This is a genomic window from Rodentibacter myodis, assembly GCF_001999305.1.
GTDB lineage: Bacteria > Pseudomonadota > Gammaproteobacteria > Enterobacterales > Pasteurellaceae > Rodentibacter > Rodentibacter myodis.
In genome coordinates this window covers 170,886-192,445 of the sequence record NZ_MLHQ01000011.1, presented here as the reverse complement: position 1 = coordinate 192,445, position 21,560 = coordinate 170,886, and the positions used below count along the sequence as shown (strand labels likewise).

General features: G+C 41.3%; 20 protein-coding genes. 4 read left to right on the top strand and 16 right to left on the bottom strand.

All coding sequences use genetic code 11. From position 1 onward, the window contains the following. The first annotated feature begins 42 nt into the window (after positions 1-42). Positions 43-756, top strand: a complete 714-nt coding sequence (locus tag BKL49_RS05900; RefSeq protein ID WP_077423676.1) for a TerC family protein — start codon at positions 43-45, stop codon at positions 754-756. A gap of 318 nt (positions 757-1,074) precedes the next feature. Here BKL49_RS05900 and yedF read toward each other — a convergent pair whose 3' ends face one another. The 4 genes from yedF to moeA form a co-directional block, all read right to left on the bottom strand. Beyond that, complete coding sequence (gene yedF, locus BKL49_RS05895; RefSeq protein WP_005696304.1) at positions 1,075-1,344, bottom strand: sulfurtransferase-like selenium metabolism protein YedF; 270 nt, start codon at positions 1,342-1,344, stop codon at positions 1,075-1,077. 31 nt (positions 1,345-1,375) lie between these two features. Further along, entirely contained in the window at positions 1,376-2,599 is a 1,224-nt protein-coding gene (gene yedE / locus BKL49_RS05890; protein WP_077423675.1) for a selenium metabolism membrane protein YedE/FdhT, read from the bottom strand. A 133-nt stretch (positions 2,600-2,732) separates the two neighbouring features. Next, positions 2,733-3,464 (bottom strand): molybdopterin-synthase adenylyltransferase MoeB, encoded by a 732-nt coding sequence (gene moeB, locus BKL49_RS05885; RefSeq protein WP_077423674.1) that lies wholly within the window; start codon positions 3,462-3,464, stop codon positions 2,733-2,735. A gap of 2 nt (positions 3,465-3,466) precedes the next feature. Continuing rightward, positions 3,467-4,681 (bottom strand): molybdopterin molybdotransferase MoeA, encoded by a 1,215-nt coding sequence (gene moeA, locus BKL49_RS05880; RefSeq protein WP_077423673.1) that lies wholly within the window; start codon positions 4,679-4,681, stop codon positions 3,467-3,469. Positions 4,682-4,830: 149 nt separating this feature from the next. Between moeA and folE the strand changes: the two genes are divergently transcribed. Further along, positions 4,831-5,487, top strand: coding sequence for a GTP cyclohydrolase I FolE (folE, locus tag BKL49_RS05875; protein WP_077423672.1), 657 nt, complete (start codon positions 4,831-4,833; stop codon positions 5,485-5,487). A gap of 66 nt (positions 5,488-5,553) precedes the next feature. Here the strand turns inward: folE and BKL49_RS05870 are convergent, their stop codons facing one another. From BKL49_RS05870 to BKL49_RS05835, 8 genes are all read right to left on the bottom strand, one after another. Next, positions 5,554-6,936, bottom strand: coding sequence for an SLC13 family permease (locus tag BKL49_RS05870; RefSeq protein ID WP_077423671.1), 1,383 nt, complete (start codon positions 6,934-6,936; stop codon positions 5,554-5,556). A gap of 195 nt (positions 6,937-7,131) precedes the next feature. Beyond that, positions 7,132-8,262, bottom strand: a complete 1,131-nt coding sequence (nrdB, locus tag BKL49_RS05865; RefSeq protein WP_077423670.1) for a class Ia ribonucleoside-diphosphate reductase subunit beta — start codon at positions 8,260-8,262, stop codon at positions 7,132-7,134. 10 nt (positions 8,263-8,272) lie between these two features. After that, complete coding sequence (locus tag BKL49_RS05860) at positions 8,273-9,124, bottom strand: Abi-alpha family protein (RefSeq protein ID WP_077423669.1); 852 nt, start codon at positions 9,122-9,124, stop codon at positions 8,273-8,275. Between the two features lie 64 nt (positions 9,125-9,188). Next, complete coding sequence (gene nrdA, locus BKL49_RS05855; protein ID WP_077423668.1) at positions 9,189-11,459, bottom strand: class 1a ribonucleoside-diphosphate reductase subunit alpha; 2,271 nt, start codon at positions 11,457-11,459, stop codon at positions 9,189-9,191. Between the two features lie 272 nt (positions 11,460-11,731). Beyond that, positions 11,732-12,316, bottom strand: a complete 585-nt coding sequence (gene dolP, locus BKL49_RS05850) for a division/outer membrane stress-associated lipid-binding lipoprotein (protein WP_077423667.1) — start codon at positions 12,314-12,316, stop codon at positions 11,732-11,734. A gap of 78 nt (positions 12,317-12,394) precedes the next feature. Continuing rightward, entirely contained in the window at positions 12,395-12,979 is a 585-nt protein-coding gene (locus BKL49_RS05845; RefSeq protein WP_077423666.1) for a D-sedoheptulose-7-phosphate isomerase, read from the bottom strand. A 12-nt stretch (positions 12,980-12,991) separates the two neighbouring features. Continuing rightward, positions 12,992-13,351, bottom strand: a complete 360-nt coding sequence (locus BKL49_RS05840) for a YraN family protein (RefSeq protein WP_077423665.1) — start codon at positions 13,349-13,351, stop codon at positions 12,992-12,994. A 1-nt stretch (position 13,352) separates the two neighbouring features. Further along, positions 13,353-15,074 carry a penicillin-binding protein activator gene (locus BKL49_RS05835; protein ID WP_077423664.1) on the bottom strand — a complete coding sequence of 574 codons (1,722 nt, stop codon included), beginning with the start codon at positions 15,072-15,074 and terminating at the stop codon, positions 13,353-13,355. A 77-nt stretch (positions 15,075-15,151) separates the two neighbouring features. On the opposite strand from BKL49_RS05835, the gene rsmI reads away from it, so the two are divergent. Continuing rightward, positions 15,152-16,000 (top strand): 16S rRNA (cytidine(1402)-2'-O)-methyltransferase, encoded by an 849-nt coding sequence (gene rsmI, locus BKL49_RS05830; protein ID WP_077423663.1) that lies wholly within the window; start codon positions 15,152-15,154, stop codon positions 15,998-16,000. Between the two features lie 53 nt (positions 16,001-16,053). After that, positions 16,054-17,502 (top strand): metalloprotease TldD, encoded by a 1,449-nt coding sequence (gene tldD / locus BKL49_RS05825; protein ID WP_077423662.1) that lies wholly within the window; start codon positions 16,054-16,056, stop codon positions 17,500-17,502. 110 nt (positions 17,503-17,612) lie between these two features. Here the strand turns inward: tldD and BKL49_RS05820 are convergent, their stop codons facing one another. The 4 genes from BKL49_RS05820 to potA all read right to left on the bottom strand — a co-directional run bounded on the left by BKL49_RS05820 (position 17,613) and on the right by potA (position 21,560). Continuing rightward, complete coding sequence (locus BKL49_RS05820) at positions 17,613-18,695, bottom strand: extracellular solute-binding protein (RefSeq protein WP_167367121.1); 1,083 nt, start codon at positions 18,693-18,695, stop codon at positions 17,613-17,615. Positions 18,696-18,827: 132 nt separating this feature from the next. After that, positions 18,828-19,598, bottom strand: coding sequence for a spermidine/putrescine ABC transporter permease PotC (gene potC, locus BKL49_RS05815; RefSeq protein WP_077423660.1), 771 nt, complete (start codon positions 19,596-19,598; stop codon positions 18,828-18,830). Further along, a complete protein-coding gene (gene potB, locus BKL49_RS05810) occupies positions 19,598-20,458 on the bottom strand; it encodes a spermidine/putrescine ABC transporter permease PotB (RefSeq protein WP_077423659.1) in 861 nt (286 codons plus the stop codon). Before potB ends, potC begins: the two co-directional genes overlap by 1 nt. Further along, positions 20,442-21,560, bottom strand: coding sequence for a spermidine/putrescine ABC transporter ATP-binding protein PotA (potA, locus tag BKL49_RS05805; protein WP_167367120.1), 1,119 nt, complete (start codon positions 21,558-21,560; stop codon positions 20,442-20,444). Before potA ends, potB begins: the two co-directional genes overlap by 17 nt.

Sequence of the window (21,560 nt, the reverse complement as noted above, 5' to 3'; positions counted from 1 at the left end):
GTTATGATCCGCGCTTCCGATTTTTTATTTAAGGAATGAATTATGTTTGAATGGCTTTCCGATCCTGAGGCCTGGGTTTCACTTGCCACCTTGACGGCACTTGAAATCGTTTTAGGGATCGATAACATTATTTTTATCAGTATCTTAGTTGGGCGTTTACCGGCTCACCAACGCCAATCCGGTCGTATTATCGGACTCGGTTTGGCAATGATAACCCGAATTTTGCTTTTAATGTCCCTTGCGTGGATGATGAAACTCACCGAACCGCTTTTCACCGTTTTTAACCAAGAAATTTCCGGTCGGGATTTAATTTTATTCCTTGGCGGCTTGTTCTTAATTGTGAAAAGTAGCGGTGAAATTAAAGAAGCGATGCATCCGGAAGCACATCACGAAAGTGAAAATAAAAAGAAAGTCAGTTACTTCGGTGTATTGATCCAAATTGCGGTTTTGGATATTGTGTTCTCCCTTGATTCTGTGATTACCGCAGTGGGAATGGCAAGCCACTTATCGGTGATGATTTTAGCAATCGTGATTGCCGTGGGTGTGATGATGTTCGCCGCTAAACCAATTGGTGATTTTGTGGATACCCACCCGACATTAAAAATTCTTGCGCTTGCATTCTTAATTTTAGTGGGAATCAGCTTAATCGCAGAAAGCCTTGATATTCACATTCCGAAAGGCTACATCTATTTTGCGATGGGCTTCTCCGTTGTGGTGGAAATGTTGAACATCAGAATGAGACGTGTGATGAAATAAGTTGCAGTGATGTTTCATCGAAATAATTAATTATTTTAAAGGAAAATTAAGGACGTCACGCCGGCGTCCTTAATTTTTAATTCTTTGAAATTACTCGAATTTTAATAGGGAGACTAAGCGTTTCGTCCCTTGAACCACGGTATTTCAGTTTAGAGTGTTTATTACATAACACTGAAAATTTTTCTTCTATACCTCCATTTACGGAGGAGGTATAGTCGGAGAGTGGGAGGAAAGTGCGGTCATCAATAATCACATTTTTATTACAACCGAAAAAAATCTGCACTTTCTTCCTTGATTGTGCAGATTTTTCGTTTTGAGTTATCGTTGAATAAGATAACGCAATTTTGTACCGTCTTGCTCAACGCTTAGTAGGGTGTAGCCGTGGTTTTTGGTGTCCACCGGAATATTGTTAATGGATTGCGCACAATCACTTAATAATTCCAAAATTTCCCCTTTTTGCAGTTGTGGCATTGTTTCTAACATCACAATTGCCGGATAAGGGCAAGGCTCACCAAGGGTGTCTAATGTGTAATCCGGTGTAATATCTTTCGGATCTTTATCTAATTTTTGTACAACAGTAAATGCCATATTAAGTCCTTTTGAGTTAATGAAGAATAAATTATGCGCCGCAGCCACAATTTTGAGCTGTGGCAATTTTGGCTTTTGCTTTTGCGAGGAAGCGGCGTTCCCACCAGACAACCGCAATTAAACAGGCAATGAGTAAGGCGTAATTAACGAATAATCCCCCCACCGCACCAAATTCTTTCAATAGATTGAGTTTTTCATAGTCAAGTGCCAGTACGGGGGCAATATCATCCCATACATAAGCCAGATAGGTTGACCCCACCACGTTGCCTAAACCAACCCACATAAAGTGAACCTGTCCTTCCATTGAGCGATACATCCAGCCGGTTTCGCAACCGCCGGCAAGGACAATCCCAAAACCGAAAAGTAATCCGCCGATAATCGCATTTGGGCCTGCCCACATAATTTTAGGTGAAACACCAAGTTGGATATAACTGAATACGCCGATTGTTCCCACTAGAATGCCGAAGATAATGGCTTTTGCCATATAGGCACGGCCGGTTACCCAGAGATCACGGAATGCGGAAGTAAAGCAAATTTGCGCCCGTTCAATGAGTAATCCGAAAGCCAAGCCACAAAGCATTGCAAAACCAAGTTTAATGGATTCTGTCATTACATAGAGAGAGGCGGTGAGATAGGCAAAAAAGATCAGCATACCAATCCAAAAACGGCGTTGTGCCTGTTTGGGGTCGGTTTCTTTTAATTTTGCCGCCCCTTTTTTCAGTTCTAATTTCACCCGAAACATTGGTAGCAGGGTAACTTTTACGCCAACATAAGTCCCTACCGCCGTTGCAATGGTGAAAAACCAAGCGTGAACGGAAAATTGTGGAATACCGGTAAACAGTGAGGCGAGATTACAGCCCATCGCCAAACGTGCGCCAAAACCGGCCAATGCACCGCCAATTAAGGCTTGAGCGATACGGCGTTTGTGTGGTTGATTGCGCCACTTCACGTTATTTGCCCATAATGCGGCAGAAATGCAACCGGCAAACATACCGAGAATCATCACACCGTCAATGCGGGTGAAGATTGTCCCGTCCATTCCGATGATTTTATAATAATTCCACTCGGAAACATCAACGCCAAGAGCTTGTAAAGCGTGTCCGCCCCAGCGGGTAAATTCACCGGTTACCGCCCAATAAGTGCCGGTTACGCCGAAATAATAAGCCGAAATTAAACCGGCGGCGATGACCGCAACAATGGGATTCCAATATTTAATGAGATAGTCTTGTTTGAATTGTTGCAAAATCTCTTTCATAGAAAACCTTAAAAGTTGAATAGAAAATTTGCAAGAAAGGTATAAATAATGTGAAAAAAGAAAGGTTCATCATTTTCCTATACACAAAACTTGCGACATAAGACAAATGGTTTGTCGGGGCGGGATGATAGCACTATTTAAAATTAACGGGCAAGCGAATTTCTCGCACTTTCATTGTCATTCCGTCAATCATTAGTAACCGTCCACATAAATTCTTACCGATATTTAACCGCACTTTGATTGCTTCTAAGGCCTGAATTGAACCAACAATGCCGACAATCGGTGCAAGCACGCCCGCTTCAACACAGCTCAAAATATTTTGTCCGAAAAGTTGACTGAGATCGCGGTAAGTTGGCGTGTTGGGTTGGTAAGTAAAAACGGAAACCTGTCCTTCCAGCCGAATTGCCGCACCGGAAATAAGGGGGATTTGGGCTTTCTCACATTGGCGATCCAGTTGATTGCGAATTTCCACATTATCGGTGCAATCTAAAATCACATCAAAGTGCGGTAGCATTTCGGCAAGTTTTTCTTCGTCTAATTTTTCGTTGACGGTATTGATTTCAATATGCGGATTGATTTGTGCCAACGCGATTTTAGCCGAATCGACCTTTGGCATATTCAATCTTGCATCACAATGTAAAATTTGACGTTGTAAATTGGAAAGGGAAACCGTATCAAAATCCAACAGCGTTAAATGCCCCACACCGGCTGCGGCAAGATATTGTGCCGCAGAGCAGCCCAAACCGCCCAAGCCTACAATGAGCATTTTGCTTTCTTTGAGTTTTTCCTGTCCGTCAAAATCAACGGCGTTGAGCATAATTTGGCGATTGTAACGTAATTCTTCTTCGTAACTGAGTTCAGCCATTTTTATCCCAATAAATGATCAAAAGGTTCAATGGTAACAATTTCCCCTGCCGCCACATTGCCACGTTCTTGTTCCAACACAATGAAGCAGTTACTTTTCACAAAGGCACTAAATAAATGTGAGCCTTGAAATCCCACGGGTTTTACTTCAAGTTGTCCTTGGGCATTAAGCCAATAAAAACCCCGTTGAAAATCCAAACGTCCCGGGGCTTTTTTCAAATTTTCGCTAGCCATTGCTGAAAAGTGCGGTGGTTTTTTCCATTGTTTTTGTCCTTGTAGTTTGGCAATAAGCGGTTGTACCAGTTGATAGAAGGTCACTAATGTGGAAACAGGATTACCCGGTAAACCGCAAAACCACGCATTTTCAAGTTTACCAAAAGCAAAAGGTTTACCCGGTTTGATTGCCAGCTTCCAAAAATTTACCTGCCCCACTTTCTCTAACACGGCTTTAGTGAAATCTGCTTCTCCCACGGAAACCCCGCCGCTGGTGATCACAAGATCCGCCTGTTTTTGTGCGGCAAGAAAGGCTTTTTCAAATTCTGCTTCGTTATCCGGCAATAGTCCGAAATCAATCACTTCACAATGCAATTTTTCTAATAATAATTTTACCGTAAAGCGGTTGGTGTCATAGATTTGACCGTTTTTGAGCGGTTTACCTACTTCAACCAATTCATCGCCGGTAGAAAGCACGGCAACTTTTAAACGTGGGTAACATTTTACTTCAGCAATACCGAGAGACGCCAATAATGGCAAGGAAACTGCATTTAATTCCGCCCCTTTTTCCAGCACCACCTCGCCTTTTTTCACATCTTCACCAATGCGGCGAATGTTTTGATTCGGTGTTGGCAATTCGGCAAACGTGAGCGAACCGTCAGCATTAACCGTCACCTGTTCTTGCATTACCACGGCATCCGCCCCTTCAGGGATCATCGCGCCCGTCATAATTCTGACCGCACTTTGCGCTTTCCATTCGCCTTGAAACGGATTGCCTGCAAAGGATTTTCCCGCCACGGAAAGGGTGAGGGATTGTTGCAAATCAGCAAGTCGCACGGCGTAACCATCCATTGCCGAATTATCAAAAGAGGGAACATTAATTGGCGAAATTACCTCTTCGGCACAAATACGATTGGCGGCATTTTGCAAATTGAGTATTTCGACTTGGGTTGGAAAGGGGAGCTGTTCAAGCATTTGTGTGCGGGCTTGATCGAGGGTGAGCATTGAAAATCCTTATTCTGAGAAAATTTGTGGGGTATTGTAGTCCGAAAGGTTAAAAAACGAAAGATTTCATTCTGCTTGGTCATTTTTCTCATTTTACGATCTGATTATCCTTTGCTAAAATACCGCCTCATTTTTGAGGAAAGACTGTTATGAACGAAATTTCACCTGATGCACTGAGTGTGCGTAATGCCTTAATTGCAAAGGGCATTGAAACACCGATGATTGATCCCGCACAAGATAAAAATGCCCGCCGTGCCGATATTGCAAAACATATGCACGAGGTGATGAAATTGATCGGGTTGGATTTGCGTGATGATAGTCTGGAAGAAACACCGAATCGCTTGGCGAAAATGTTTATTGATGAAATTTTTAGTGGAATGGATTATGCCAATTTCCCCAAAATGACCAAGATCAAAAATCAAATGAAAGTCAGCGAAATGGTGCAAGTTAATGATATTACGCTTACCAGCACCTGTGAACATCATTTTGTCACCATTGATGGCAAAGTCTGTGTGGCATACTACCCAAAAGATTGGGTGATTGGGCTTTCTAAAATTAACCGTATTGTTTCTTTTTTCGCACAACGTCCTCAGGTGCAAGAACGCTTAACAGAACAACTCCTTACGGCATTTCAAACTATTTTAGAAACCGATGATGTGGCGGTGTATGTGAAAGCCACACATTTTTGCGTGAAGGCTCGGGGCATTAAAGACACGCACAGTTATACCGTGACTTCCGCTTATGGCGGGGTTTTCTTAGAAGATCGTGATACCCGTAAAGAATTTTTAGCAACGGTTCAAAAGTAAAAAATACAAAGAAAAACGACCGCACTTTTTTGAAGTGCGGTCGTTTTTTATGGCATTTTGTTGCGCTTACATCCAAAGGAAATAGGCAGAGCCACCGATAATGGCAATACAAAATAAATTTAGAATAAATCCTACTTTTGCCATATCAATTTGTTTTACGTGACCCGTAGCAAACGCAATCGCATTAGGTGGCGTGGCAATGGGTAGCATAAAGGCGCAGCTTGCACCGCAGGCAATAATGCCGGCAAGGGCGATAGGCGGTAAATTCATTGATTGTGCAACCGAAATTACAATCGGCATAATTAATGCGGCACTAGCGGTGTTGGAGGTAAACTCGGTGAGAAAAATAATAAACGCAGTAAGTACAAAGCAAAGTATCCAAAGTGGTTTGGTTTGAACAAAAGACACAATGCTATCTGCCATAATTTTACTTGCACCGGAATCTTTCATCACAATACTTAGCGTTAAACCGCCACCAAACAGCACTAACACGCCCCATTCCACACGATCTTGAATTTCTTTCCAACTTGCTACGCCGGAAATACAAATGACGATCACCACACAAAGCGCAATGACGGTATCAAAATTTTCAATTTTTTTCGGTAATTCAAGGAATGCCGTTAGCCAAGGGTTAATTAAAGAACTGCAAAGCAAGAGCAATGCCATTGTGATAAAAATGGCTAAAGTGATGATATTTTTTCGGTTAAAACTCACTTTTTCAATGGTTGGTGTGAAGTCGATATTGAAGTTTGGACGGAGTACCACCCATAACGCGAAGATCATTGATGGCAGTAATAGCACCATCACAGGAAAGCCATAACCAAGCCATTCCGTGAAGGTAACTTGAATTTGTGAGGCGAGAATGGCATTTGGCGCACTGCCTACCAGTGTGCCAATACCGCCGATACTTGAGCTAAATGCCATACCCAATAAGACAAAAGCGTAAAGGCGGTAGTTTTTTTCACTATTAATGCCTTTTAACATTCCAATCGTGAGCGGTAACATCATTGCGGCGATTGCGGTGTTGTTGATCCACATTGAAAGAAAAGTGGTGACGCCAAATAAATAGGCAATGGACAGTTTTAAATTACCTTTGGCAAGGCGAACGATGTAGTTTGCAATGATTTTATCGAGATTTTGAATTTGTAACACCGCTGCTACCACAAATCCACCAAAGAACATATAAATGATAGGCGTGGAAAAAGGGGCAAGGGCTTTTTGTGTGTTAATTAATCCCAAACCGATTGCTAGCACCGGTACCATTAATGAGGTTACCGTAATATTAAAGGCTTCTGTGAGCCATAAAATACCGATAAAAATTAGTAACGCCAAACCACGATTTTCTTGTGAAGAAAAAGGTAGAATTTTGATGAGTACGAGCATTAAAAGAAAGTCTAATGCGAGAATAATAAAACTTTTATATTTGAGAAAGGTTGTTTGATGTTGCATAGAATACTCCCTAAAGGGTTCCTTCTTATCATTTATCAAACTTTTTGGAAATGGTTTTTTAATAAATTTGTGACAAAGTTCAAATTATTTGAACAATAAAAAGTGCGGTGAAATTTTTTGTTGCATTAAAACAGCAGAAAAAATGACCGCACTTTCTGGTTTTGATACTTCCGTAGGGAAGAAAGTATTGTTTAATTAAAGATCAAAATCACCAAAATCCTTGGTATCCACTTTAGAATCAATTTGACCAACAAGGTAAGAACTCACTTCCACTTCTTGCGGTGCAACCTGAACATTGTCGGAAACAAGCCACGCATTGATCCAAGGAATCGGGTTGGAACGGGCTTGGAATGGTAACGGTAAGCCCACCGCCTGCATACGGATATTGGTGATATATTCCACATATTGCACCAAAATATCTCTGTTTAAGCCGATCATCGAACCGTCTTTGAACAAATAATCCGCCCATTCTTTTTCCTGTTCTGCCGCGGCGACAAATAAATCATAGGCTTCTTGTTTACATTCTTCTGCAATTTCCGCCATTTCAGGATCATCCTGACCGGCTGCCATAATGTTTAGAATGTGCTGTGTACCGGTTAAATGCAGAGCTTCATCACGAGCAATAAATTTGATGATTTTCGCATTCCCTTCCATTAATTTCCGTTCTGCGAAAGCAAAGGAGCAAGCGAAAGACACATAGAAACGAATCGCTTCCAAAGCGTTGACGCTCATTAAGCAAAGGTATAATTGTTTTTTCAAATTGCGTAGGGTAACAACACATTCTTTACCATCCACAGTGTAAGTGCCTTCGCCGTATAAGCCGTAAAGTTGACTGTCACGAATCAAATCATCGTAGTAAGAAGAAATATCTTTTGCACGTTTAATAATTTCTTCGTTTGTCACAATATCATCAAAAACGATAGACGGATCGTTCACAATATTACGAATAATATGCGTGTAAGAACGACTGTGAATGGTTTCCGAGAATGTCCAAGTTTCGATCCAAGTTTCTAATTCAGGAATGGAAACCAAAGGTAATAACGCCACATTCGGGCTTCTACCTTGAATGGAATCCAATAACGTTTGATATTTTAAGTTACTGATAAAAATATGTTTTTCGTGTTCCGGCAAGGCGGCGTAGTCAATGCGATCTTGCGACACATCCACTTCTTCCGGACGCCAGAAGAAAGAAAGTTGTTTTTCGATTAATTTCTCGAAAGTTTCATATTTTTGTTGATCGTAACGTGCAACGTTTACATTTTGACCAAAGAACATTGGCTCTTTAAGTTGGTCGTTTTTTGTTTGTGAGAAAGTGGTGTATGCCATTTTTGTTTTCCTATTCTATTATGCCAGTAGCTTTAGCAAAATTTTTGCCAAATTCAGTAAATCTTAAAACACCTTTTCTTATTTCTACATGTTCTGTATAAGAGGCATTTTCTTTTCCTAGTACAGTTAGTATATCTTGTATGTACTTATACGCGTCATCATCAGTGACCCACTCTAAATCTATTATAATTTCTATTAGTTTCAATCTTTCCCAGTTCTCTAATGCTTGAGCTGGGATTTCTGAAAATGGAATTGGTAAACAATATTTTAATAGAGGAATTGTTCCACCATTATGTTTAAATCCAAGGTTACATATAGCCATTGAATTCGGTGAATGGGTAAATATTAACTTAAGATTGTGTGCTTCCTGATTACTAATTTGTTTTAGAACTTCAACATACGCTGGATGATTTATGCCATTTTTAGTTAAATCCACTGTACTAGTAAGTAAATTTTCAAACATTTGCTTTAAATCAGGCTCTTCATCTAAATAAACTAACCTTTCTGCAATATCTGCAAAAGCTGGGATTGATGAAATCTCTCCAGCAAGAATACCTTGGCTTTTTAGATGTTCAATTTTTTTATTGATAGAGTTTTTAGTTTTGTCGGAATAAAGTGAGAAACTTTCTGCTATTTTAACTACCGCTCCACCTATTTTTTTTAATGGAACAACTAATCCCCCGTGAGCTATTGTAGCGAGAAAGTTTTTCGTTTCTGCAATTTTTTCTTTTGTATCTGCTTCATAGTTACCTGCATTTTGCAGTCTAATATCAGAACTATTTTGCAACGCTAATATCTCACTAGCACTATCAGGTTTTACTATTTCAGTTGCAGTTTTTATTGATGATATTGGTTCTGGCATATTAATTTTCCTTAACAAAAAGTGCGGTTAGATTTTAAAGACGTTTTTTAACGTATTACCACATTTAAATTTTACACGCCCCACCTGCACAACCGTCATCCAGATCTTCTTGAGCATCTTCTGCACCATCACGAGTGTTTTGGTAGTAGAGGGTTTTTAAGCCGTATTTGTAAGCGGTAAGCAAATCTTTTAATAGCACTTTCATTGGTACTTTATCGCCTTCAAAGCGTTTTGGATCGTAGTTGGTATTGGCTGAAATCGCTTGATCCACAAATTTTTGCATAATCCCAACGAGATGTAAGTAGCCATCGTTATTTGGAATATCCCAAAGTAATTCATAGTTTTCGCTCAAGTTTTCATAATCCGGCACTACTTGTTTTAAGATACCGTCTTTTGAGGCTTTTACACTAACGTGGCCACGCGGTGGCTCAATACCGTTTGTGGCATTAGAAATTTGCGATGATGTTTCCGATGGCATTAATGCAGTGAGGGTTGAATTACGTAAGCCGAATTCTTGAATGTCTTTACGCAGGCTTTCCCAATCATAATGCAACGGTTCTTGTGTGAGCGTATCAATATCTTTTTTATAGGTATCAATTGGCAAAATGCCTTGTGCATAGGTGGTTTGATTGAAGTATTCACACGCTCCCTGCTCTTTCGCCAAATTCATTGAGGCTTTCAATAGGTAATATTGAATGGCTTCAAAAGTGCGGTGGGTTAAGTCATTTGCACTGCCGTCAGAATAACGCAAACCGTGTTTCGCCAAATAATAAGCATAGTTAATCACGCCAATACCAAGTGAACGGCGGGCAAGAGAACTGCGTTTTGCTGCAAGAATTGGGTAGTCTTGGTAGTCCAATAAGGCATCTAATGCGCGCACGGCAAGATCCGCCAATTCTTCCAATTCATCAAGATTTTCCAGTTTGCCTAAGTTGAATGCTGAAAGGGTACAAAGCGCAATTTCGCCATTTTCATCGTGAATATGGCTTAATGGTTTGGTTGGTAAGGCAATTTCTAAACAGAGATTAGATTGACGAACCGGTGCAACGGTAGGATCAAATGGTGAGTGAGTGTTACAGTGATCCACGTTTTGAATATAAATACGACCGGTTGAAGCGCGCTCTTGCATTAATAATGAGAAAAGTTCTACCGCTTTTACAGTGCGTTTACGAATATTCGGATCTTGTTCGTATTTTGTATAAAGTTCTTCAAATTTGTCTTGATCGGCAAAGAATGCTTCATAAAGTCCCGGTACGTCTGAAGGACTAAATAAGGTAATATCACCGCCTTTAATTAAGCGTTGATACATTAATTTGTTTAGTTGCACCCCGTAGTCCATATGGCGAACACGGTTATCTTCCACACCACGGTTGTTTTTTAACACAAGTAGGCTTTCGGATTCTAAGTGCCATAACGGATAGTAAACCGTTGCCGCACCGCCACGCACACCGCCTTGTGAACAGGACTTCACCGCGGTTTGGAAGTATTTATAGAACGGAATACAGCCGGTGTGGAAGGCTTCGCCACCACGAATTTCACTGCCTAATGCACGAATTGCACCGGCATTCACGCCGATTCCGGCACGTTGTGAGACATATTTCACAATAGCGGAAGCCGTCGCATTGATAGAGTCCAAGCTGTCGCCACATTCGATCAATACGCAAGAGCTGAATTGACGGGTTGGGGTGCGAACTCCCGCCATAATCGGTGTTGGTAGTGAAATTTTAAAGGTGGACGTTGCATCATAAAAACGTTTTACATAATCCAAACGGGTTTCTGCCGGATATTTTGAAAATAGGCTCGCTGCCACTAATAAGTAAAGGAACTGTGCCGATTCGTAGATTTCACCGGTAACACGGTTTTGCACCAAATATTTCCCTTCAAGCTGTTTTACCGCCGCATAAGAGAAAGTCATATCACGCCAGTGATCGATAAAACTATCCATTTCATCCCATTCTTCTCGGGTGTAATCATCTAAGAGAGCGTGATCATATTTCCCCATACGTACGAGTTTTTTCACGTGTTCATACAAACGAGGGGGATCAAAATGTCCATAGGCTTTTTTACGCAAATGGAAAATTGCCAAGCGGGCAGCAAGATATTGATAATCAGGCGAATCTTTGCTGATTAAATCTGCAGCAGCCTTAATAATTGTTTCGTGAATATCAGAAGTGCGAATACCTTCGTAAAATTGAATGTGTGATCGCAATTCCACTTGAGAAACGGAAACATTGTCTAATCCTTCCGCCGCCCACGTGATCACACGGTGAATTTTATCGAGGTTAATTTGTTCTTGCGTGCCGTCACGCTTGGTTACCATTAAGCTTTTGTTCATCGTAATCGCCTTGTTGTAGTGACAAAGTTTAAACACAAGATATTGTGTTAGGAAAAGAATGGCACACAAGATAATGTGTTTTATAGGGGAGATCAAGTGATAAATTTTTTGCCAAAATGATTGACAAGCGATAACTTATTTAAAAATAAATGGTTTTCAGGAAATTATAAAAAGACAAATTTTTTGCTTGAAAAAATGCAAAAAGTGCGGTTGAAAAACAGGGAGATTTTCAACCGCACTTTGATAATAGGCATCATCGATTTAAGAAAAAGTTAATTCAAATATTTGAACACTTTCACCACTTTTTGCACACCGCTGACTTTACTTGCAATGTCTGCTGCGGCATCCGCTTGGGCTTGGGTGAGATTACCTAACAAGAACACTTCTCCATTTTCGGTGAGCACTTTCACATCGGTGCTTTTTACGCGATCATCCACCAGCATTTTTGATTTCACTTGGGTTGTGATCCAACTGTCCTTGGTGATTTGACCGATACCAATTTTCGCTCCAATGCGCAATTCGTTATACACATCGGAAACGCCTTCAACGCCTTTTGCTAAATCGGTTGCGGTTTCTTTTGCACTTTCACTCGGCACTTGACCGATTAACAATACACGACCACTGTAAGATATCGCATTTACCCGCGCTTCAGATTCAATTTGTTCGTCTTTATCAATGGCATTTTCTACTTTGATTTCAAGGGTTTCATCATCAACTTGTGTACCCATTGTACGTGGATCCGTTGCCACTTTTGTCGTGCCTGCCGCAACACCACCAATCAACGCCGCAGCACAACCTTGTAGTAGTACTGTTGTACCTAATACAAATGCCAGTTTTTTTAATGAGGCTAATTTCATATTTCTCTCCTTTTACAAATGAATCCTTCATTTAGTCAAAAAATTTTGCGGATAGTTTGGCGGGCAAGACAGATTCTGTCAAGCTCTTGGAAATAAAGCCTGATCAATCAGTTCACAAATGGCATTAATGACAAATAAATGATTTTCTAAAATACGACTTTCTTTGTTGGTCGGAATGGAAATTTCGAGATCATTTTCTGCCAATACCCCTTGGATTGCATCGTTATTTGAACCGGTTAAGGCAATTACACCAATTTCTTTGCTTACCGCGTTGGCAATGGTATTCAGTACGGCTTTTTCTGAACCAAGCGGAGCAAAAGCGAGTAGTAAATCACCGGGTTTGGCAATAGCGTTAAATTGATGTAGATAAAGATTTTCAGCCGAATGATCAAAAACTAAAGAAGAACCGACCGCACTTTCAAGGCTTAATAGCACGGAAGGAAAACTGGGGCGTTCAATATCATAGCGATTTAGCAAATTGGAGACCAAAAATTGGGCATTTGCATAAGAACGGGCAATACCGCACGCAATGACTTTATTGCCGCCGAGTAAGCATTGAATGACTTTTTGGCTGGCATTGGCAATATTTTCCGACAGCAAGCTGGAAGCGGAAATTTGAATCTGAATACTTTCGCTATAAATATCTTTTACGTTTTGTAACATAGTTGAAAAAAATTAATCGAGAAAATTAGGAATCCATTGAATATCTTGAGAATTTTTACCAAAAGCCACGAGATCAAAACGACAGTCGGCATCTTCTAAGCTCAAATTTCGTTCGGCAAGCCAAAGATTGGCGGCATCAAGCCATTTTTGTTGTTTCTGCCAATCCACGCTGTCCACCGCAGAACCGAAACGGGCATTGGATCGTTGGCGAACTTCCACAAAGACGAGGGTTTGTCCGTCCTGCATAATTAAATCCAATTCACCACATTTAAAATATTGGTTTGCCGCAATAAAACGCAAGCCTTTTGATTCCAAAAAAAGACGGGCTTGATGCTCAAAGCCCGCCCCTTGTTGACGTTTTAAAGAAAACATATTAATTGCTAACCGGCACAATATTGCCGTCTTGATATTGGAACCAAGTCATATCACGTTCCACATTACAGTTTGGGCCTGCACTTAAAATACCGGTTAAGCCGCTGAGTTGATAACCCGGCACTTGGCGTAATTCGTTAAAATGATTAATTAACAACCAAGCATCCGATCCCATTGCATATAAACGCATTAATTGATATTCACCGCTGGTTGATCCTGCCACTTTTTGATATTGCTCCGATGTAGATTCTTTAAAGAACGGAATATCACTAAATTGCACACCGTTCATTTGTGCCGCATATTCCGCCGAATTAGCGGCAAAATTAGCACGTGAGCTGGCGTAGATTTTGATATTTGATCCGTTATTATCAAGATAGCCTTTCATTTCCGCTAATTCATCAGGACTTGCCACCACATAAAGTGCGGTCGAATTTGAGCCGTTTTCTTGGAAGAAATAAGGCACATCGGCAGGCAGATTATAGTAACGAATATTGGCATCCGTTGCGGCTAATTGTTGCCAACGCACGTTAAAGGCATTGCCCACACGTTGCCCCAAGTCATTTTGCGGCATCGCAACCACAGGATTACGCACGCCGTCATTCCACATTTTGTTTGCCGCCGATTCCGCTTCATCTTCAGGCGATAAACCGTAGTAACACATTTGGTTAATCGCACGGGCATTTGGTGTAGCATTTAACGCTAACACATCCATTCCTTGTACAGAAAGCGGATTGGCAATAATGGCATCCACATTTTGTTTAAGCAACGGCCCGACTAAGGCTCTGATTCCTGATTGTTTCGCTTGAGCAATAATTTCATCAATAGAATGGGTGGATGAATCAAAAATTTGCACCGGAATGGCGGAATCGCCTTTTGCATTGTTAAAACCGGCGAGAATGGTATTCCCCAAAATTTGTCCGTCACCACTGACCGGCAATATCAAACCGATTTGTGCCAAGTTCGTTTGTTGGAAATTTAATAGGCTTTGTAATTCTTTTGGAAAGAGGGTCGCCGCAGCGTGATTCGGATAAGATGATTTCCAATTTTGTAACGCTTGGCTTAGTTGCACCGGCTGACGAATATTATCATTATAGGCTTTAATTAAAGCCAACCACCCACCAAGTGCCGCATTGCCTTCATCCGAGGCATTGTTGATGACACCGGTATTTGCCGAACGCAATAATGCCCAAGTTTTATCCACATTCTCTTGGCGGCGTTGCACATCGGTGAGATTGGCATCCATTTTAATGCGTGCTTTTACCGCTTCAATCACATCCTGACGATTTTCCGCCACGGTTGCCTGTGTTTCATAATAACGTGCTTTTTGTGATGGGCTGAGTTTGTTCAACTCAATAAGGCGTAATTGGCTTTCTGCCGCTTCATTTGCGCCTTTGGCGGCAGAAATGCGGGCTTCAAGCAAAGTGCGGTCAAGTTTTTGTGCCTCATTTAGTTCGCCAAGTTCCGATAAAATCGCTTCAGACTGTGCCACTTTATTTTCGGCAATGAAAGCTCGGGCTGCGAGTAATTTGTAGGTTTCTTTATCTTCCGGATTTTGGGTTTGCTCTAATTTGTTCATATAAAATTCAGAGCTTGCATTGGCATCACGTTGAAGGGTTTCGGTAAAACTGCTACCGAATAAATTGGAACAACCGACTAACGCAACCGATAACAAAATCGGCATTAAACGTTTTTTAAAACGGCTGCCTTGTAATAGAATAGACATATTCGTTTTTGCTCCATTATGAATGAGTCAATAATGCGGGCGATCTTACTTATCTCGAACCTTAAAAGCAAACGAAAATGAATGATTCAACCGGAATTTTATATATCGTAGCAACGCCCATCGGCAATTTGCAGGATATTACTCAGCGTGCATTAACAATCTTTTCCGAAGTGGATTTAATCGCTGCGGAAGATACCCGTCACAGTGGTTTATTGCTAAGTCATTATGGTATTAAAAAGCCTTTTTTCGCTTTGCACGATCATAATGAACAGGAAAAAGCCCACATTTTGGTGGAAAAACTCAAGCAGGGAAGCAATATTGCGTTGATTTCGGATGCCGGCACGCCTTTAATTAGCGATCCCGGTTTTCATTTGGTTCGACAATGCCGAGAGGCAGGGATTCGGGTTGTGCCTTTACCGGGGGCTTGTGCGGCGATTACCGCACTTTGTGCCTCAGGTGTTGCTTCCGATCGTTTTTGTTTTGAAGGTTTCCTGCCGGCGAAAACGAAAGCCCGCAAAGACAAATTAGAAAACATCGCAGAAGAAGACCGCACTTTGATTTTTTATGAATCCACGCACCGCATTTTGGATACCCTTGCGGATATGCAGGATGTGCTTGGTGAAGAGCGATATGTGGTGCTTGCCCGAGAAATTACCAAAACTTGGGAAACCATTTACGGTGATAGCATTAAAAATTTACGTGAGTGGCTTACACAAGATCCGAATCGCACAAAAGGTGAAATGGTACTGATTGTCGAAGGTAAACCCAAATTTCATCAGGAAAATGAATTTTCACCACAAGCGATTAAAGCATTAGCATTAATCGCTCAAGAATTACCCCTTAAAAAAGCGGCGGCGATTGTGGCTGAGCTATATGGTTATAAGAAAAATGCCCTTTATCAGTTTGGATTAGATCATTTCAATTAAACTGTCTTTTGATAAATCGATTACAACAGAATTTTATAAATGTCGGAGAACAAATGTTAAACCAAGTTTCAAACACTCTACTTTCCCCAAGTAATTTATCCACACGGGCATTACTCAATATTTTTGATGTAATGTCGCACCGCAATATTGATTATGCCGATTTATACTTTCAACTTAGCCAAGATGAAAATTGGGTATTGGAAGACGGTATTATTAAAGAAGGGGGCTTTCATATTGATCGTGGTGTGGGTGTGCGGGCGGTATCCGGTGAAAAAACGGGTTTTGCTTATTCGGATCAAATTAACCTTGCTTCGCTTGAACAATGTGCCAATGCGGTAAAAGGTATTGCCCAATCTCAACAAGGCAATATTATTGTGCCGAAAGCATTCAATACCGTAAATGCAATTTCCCGCTATGCCGCCATCAATCCTTTGGAAAGCCTTTCTAAAGAGAAAAAAATTGAATTGTTACGTTTGGTTGATCGCACTGCGAGAGCGGAAGATAAACGCGTTACCCGTGTTTCTGCCGGTTTAAGTTCCGTTTATGAAGAAGTGTTGATTATGGCAACAGACGGAACCTTAGCCGCCGATATTCGTCCGCTTGTGCGTTTATCTATTTCTGTTTTGGTAGAAGAAAATGGCAAGCGTGAGCGAGGCAGTTGTGGTTCAGGCGGTCGTTTTGGGTTGGACTGGTTCTTTGAAGTCGTGGATGGCGATATTCGTGCGGTAAATTTCGCCAAAGAAGCGGTTCGACAAGCCTTGGTGAATCTCAGTGCGGTTGACGCGCCGGCAGGATTAATGCCCGTTGTTCTTGGGGCAGGCTGGCCGGGCGTGTTATTACACGAAGCGGTTGGACACGGCTTGGAAGGCGATTTTAATCGTAAGGAAAGTTCGCTGTTCACCGGTAAAATTGGCGAATTGGTGACCTCTCCGCTTTGTACGATTGTTGATGACGGTACGATTGCCAACCGCCGTGGTTCATTGACCATCGATGATGAAGGCGTACCAAGTCAGTGCAATGTACTCATCAAAGACGGTATTTTGCAAGGCTATATGCAAGATAAAATGAATGCCCGATTAATGGGTGTTAAACCAACAGGTAATGGCAGACGTGAATCTTACGCCCATTTGCCAATGCCACGAATGACGAATACTTATATGTTGGCAGGTCAAAGTAAATTTGGTGACTTAATTGCTTCGGTAGATCGAGGCATTTATGCACCGCACTTTGGTGGTGGGCAAGTAGATATCACTTCCGGAAAATTTGTGTTTTCAACCTCAGAGGCTTACCTCATTGAAAAAGGGAAAATTACCAAACCGGTAAAAGGCGCAACCTTGATTGGTAGCGGTATTGAAGTGATGCAAAAAATTTCAATGGTTGCCGATAAAAGCGAGTTGGATTTGGGGATTGGCGTTTGTGGTAAAGACGGACAAAGCGTACCGGTTGGTGTGGGACAACCTGCCCTAAAAATTGATGAAATCACCGTGGGTGGAACAAATTAGTTATCTGATAAGAATTTGTCTGATAATAATATAATCGGCTAAAAATAATAAGAGCGGTCAAAAATACGAATAATTTTGACCGCTCTTTTATTGTTTAGAGCTAAAGTAGATTACTTAGCCGCTTTTAATTCTTGATAGTATTGTTCGTAGTATTGAATCGCATCACCTACGTCATCTTGCCAGTAGCTGTTTTGTAATACTTCAGCAGTTGGGTAGATTGACGGATCTTCCGTGATTTCTTTCGGTAATACTTTTTTGGCTTCCACGTTGGCGGTTGGGTAGCCGATGGCTAAGGTTAATTTTTCGGCCGCTTTTGCACCTAATAGATAGTTGATAAGTTTGTGTGCGCCATCCGGATTTTTAGAAGTTGATGGAATCGCCAAGGTATCCACCCAAAGTACCGGGCCTTCTTTCGGGAACACCATATTTAATGGGGCTTGTTCTTTTTTCGCAATACGCACGGAACCGTTCCATAATTGACCTACTTCCACTTCACCGGAAATGAAAGAATTAGCCGGGTTATCGGAATTGAAAGAAAGCACATTTGGACGTAGTTTCAATAATTCTTCATAGGCTTGTTTGATAATTGCAGGATCTTGTGTGTTTGGATCTTGACCAATTTTCAATAATGCAATGTTGAAGACTTCACGGGCATCATCCAATAGCTGAACTTTGTTGGCAAATTCAGGCTTCCACAAATCGCCCCAAGAGGTGAATTCAGAACCGTTGTAAGTATTGGTGTTGAAGGCAATACCCGGTGCGCCTAATAATTGCGGTAGTGAATATTTGTTGCCTTTGTCATAAGGTTTGTCGAGCCAATCAGGATCTAATTCTTTAATAACAGGTAATTTGCTGTGATCAAGTTCTTTTAACATTCCTTCGCGAGCCATTTTAGACACGAAGTAGTTGGACGGTGCAATCACATCATAACCGCCGGCTTCACCTTGGGTTTTGAGTTTTGCATACATCGTTTCATTTGATTCCAAACTTGAAACGATCACTTTGATACCGGTTTCTTTTGTGAAGTCATCTAAAAGACCGTCCGGTACGTATTCTGTCCAAGTATAGAGATACACAGTATCGTTAGCAGTAGCCGGTGCGTTTGCATTTTCGGACTTGTTTTCTTTGTCGTTACAAGCGGTTAACGTTGCAGCCACTAAACCGGCAGTAATTAAACCTGCGAATTTTTTCATTTTTGTTTGTTCTCCGTAAAGAGGATCGTAAAAAACCACCTGTCGAATGACAGGCATAAAAAAACGCCTTGATTGTGCGTCAAGGCGTATTCTATTTGATATTCAAAGGTTTGTGAAACCTTTTGTTGTTTCTTAGTGATTATTTTTGCGGGCAATTAGCTGACTTAAAATGACTAATGCCAATGAAAGCACGATCATTATTGTTGCAAGGGCATTCACTTCAGGTGTTACACCGGTTTTCACTAAGGAGAAAATACGTAATGGTAAGATTTCATAGCTTACGCCACTGACGAAAGAAGAAACGACCACATCATCCAATGAAATTGTGAAACTGAGTAACCAACCGGAAACCACCGCAGGTAAAGCCAGTGGAAGAATAATCTTGCGTAAAATGGTGAGTTCGCTCGCCCCTAAGTCTTTTGCCGCTTCCAACATTCTTGAATCAAAACCATTCAAACGTGAGAAGATTGTCACGGTGACATAAGGTAAACAGAAGGTCACGTGTGCCAATAATAAAGACCAAAAACCTAATGAAATACCTACCACCATAAAGAGTGCAAGCATTGAAACCGCCATAACAATATCCGGCGACATCATCACGATAAACAACATTCCGCTGACGGCTTGTTTACCACGGAAACGGTAACGATAAAGTGCAATAGCCGTTAAACCGCCCACAATCGTGGCGAATGTTGCCGCAAAAAAGGCGATTGTTACAGAATGAATTGCCGCTTGAATGAGGGTGTCATTATTAAACAGACGCTCATACCAGTTCCAGCTAAATCCCTTCCAGCTTAAACCATAACGATCCGCGTTGAAGGAGTTGGTGACTAAGATAATAATTGGGATATACAAATAAGCGTATACCACAAACATAAATACATTACGCAGTAAACGGCTCATTATTCTAACTCCACTTTCTTATTCAATAATTTATTGGCACGGTAGTAAACGAAAATCAATAATGCCATTAAAATGGTTAAGCCAATACTGATTGCCGAGCCAAACGGCCAGTTACGGGAAATTAAGAATTCACTCTTAATCACGTTACCAACCAATAACACTTTCGCCCCGCCGAGCAAGTCCGCAACATAGAACATCCCCATTGCCGGTAATAATACCAACAAGCAACCGGCAACAATCCCCGGCATAGTGAGTGGAAGAATGACACGGAAGAAACGTTGAACGGCGTTTGCCCCCAAGTCTTTTGCGGCTTCTAAAAGGCGACCGTCTAATTTTTCGATAGCGGAATAAAGTGGCAAAATCATAAACGGCAACAATAAGTAAACCAAACCGATAATCACCGCCACTTCCGTATTTAAAATACGGATAGGTTCGCTCAAAATGCCCATATCCATAAGCATTGTGTTTAGTACGCCTTTCACGCCAAGGAATACTTTCATCCCGTAAATACGGATCAACGAGTTTGTCCAGAAGGGTAAAACCACAAGGAACAACAAGAGCGGTCGATATTTCGGGTTTATTTTGCTCATCATAAAGGCAAACGGATAGCCAATGAGCAAGCAAATAATGGTGGCGATGCCCGACATATACAAAGAATTCCACACCACTTGCGCATAAAGCGGATTAAACAAGTTGGCGTAGTTTTCAATTGTAATCGGGAATGAATAAAAGTTGCTGCTATCTCGGGTTAGAAAACTAACGGCTAAAACCAACAGGTTTGGGATTAGCACAAAGAAGATTAGCCAACCGAAGATAATCGCAACAGTAATTTTCTGAAATTTATTATTGATTATCTTCATCGTTGAGTACAACCTCCCAACCTTCGTGCCACGTAATGCCTACACGTTGTCCAACACTGTGATCCATATGCGGATCGTCTTCATTGAAAAATTCGCTGACGAGAACACGCATTCCGTTGTGATCAAATTCTACGGTAGATTCTAACGTCATTCCTTTGTAAGTGCGGTCAACAATATGACCGATAATGGCTTTGGAATGTTCATTTTCATCTAATTCTTCAATCACAATATCTTCAGGGCGAAGTAGCACTTGAAGTTTTTGATCTTTTTCGACCGGCATATCGGTGTAAATATCACATACCCGACCTTCCACATTGGCAAGTACCACGTTTTCGGATTTGCGTTCGATGACGGTAGCCTCAAACACATTAATTTCACCGATAAAACGGGCGACAAAAAGATTTGCCGGTTCTTCATAAATTTCACGTGGCGAACCGTCTTGTGCAATTTTACCTTTGCGTAACAAGACAATCCGATCGGACATTGTGATGGCTTCTTCTTGATCGTGGGTAACGAAAATGAAGGTAATACCTAATTGACGTTGCAATACTTTGAGTTCGTACTGCATTTGTTTACGTAGTTTGTAGTCCAATGCAGATAAGGATTCATCAAGCAACAAAACTTTTGGTTTATTGACCACCGCTCGGGCAATGGCAATACGCTGCTGCTGACCGCCGGATAATTGAGTTGGTTTGCGATCTGCCATTTCTTCCAACTGCACCATACGCAAGGCTTCCAACACACGAGGTTTGATTTCTGCCTCCGGCACTTTTTGCATACGTAAACCAAAAGCAACGTTTTCAAAAATGGTCATATGTGGAAACAGGGCATAGCTTTGGAAAACCGTATTAATGTGGCGTTTTTCCGCCGGCACATTGGTGATGTCTTCACCATCCAAAATAATGTTGCCTGAATCTAATTCTTCTAATCCCGCCAATAAACGTAACACTGTGGTTTTACCACAGCCGGAAGGGCCGAGAATAGTGACAAATTCACCGTTATTAATGGTTAAATTGAAATCGTTAATAATGGTGTTAGAACCGTAGGATTTTTTGATAGAACGAAGCTCAATAATAGGCTTGTTTTGAACCGGATTTTCCAC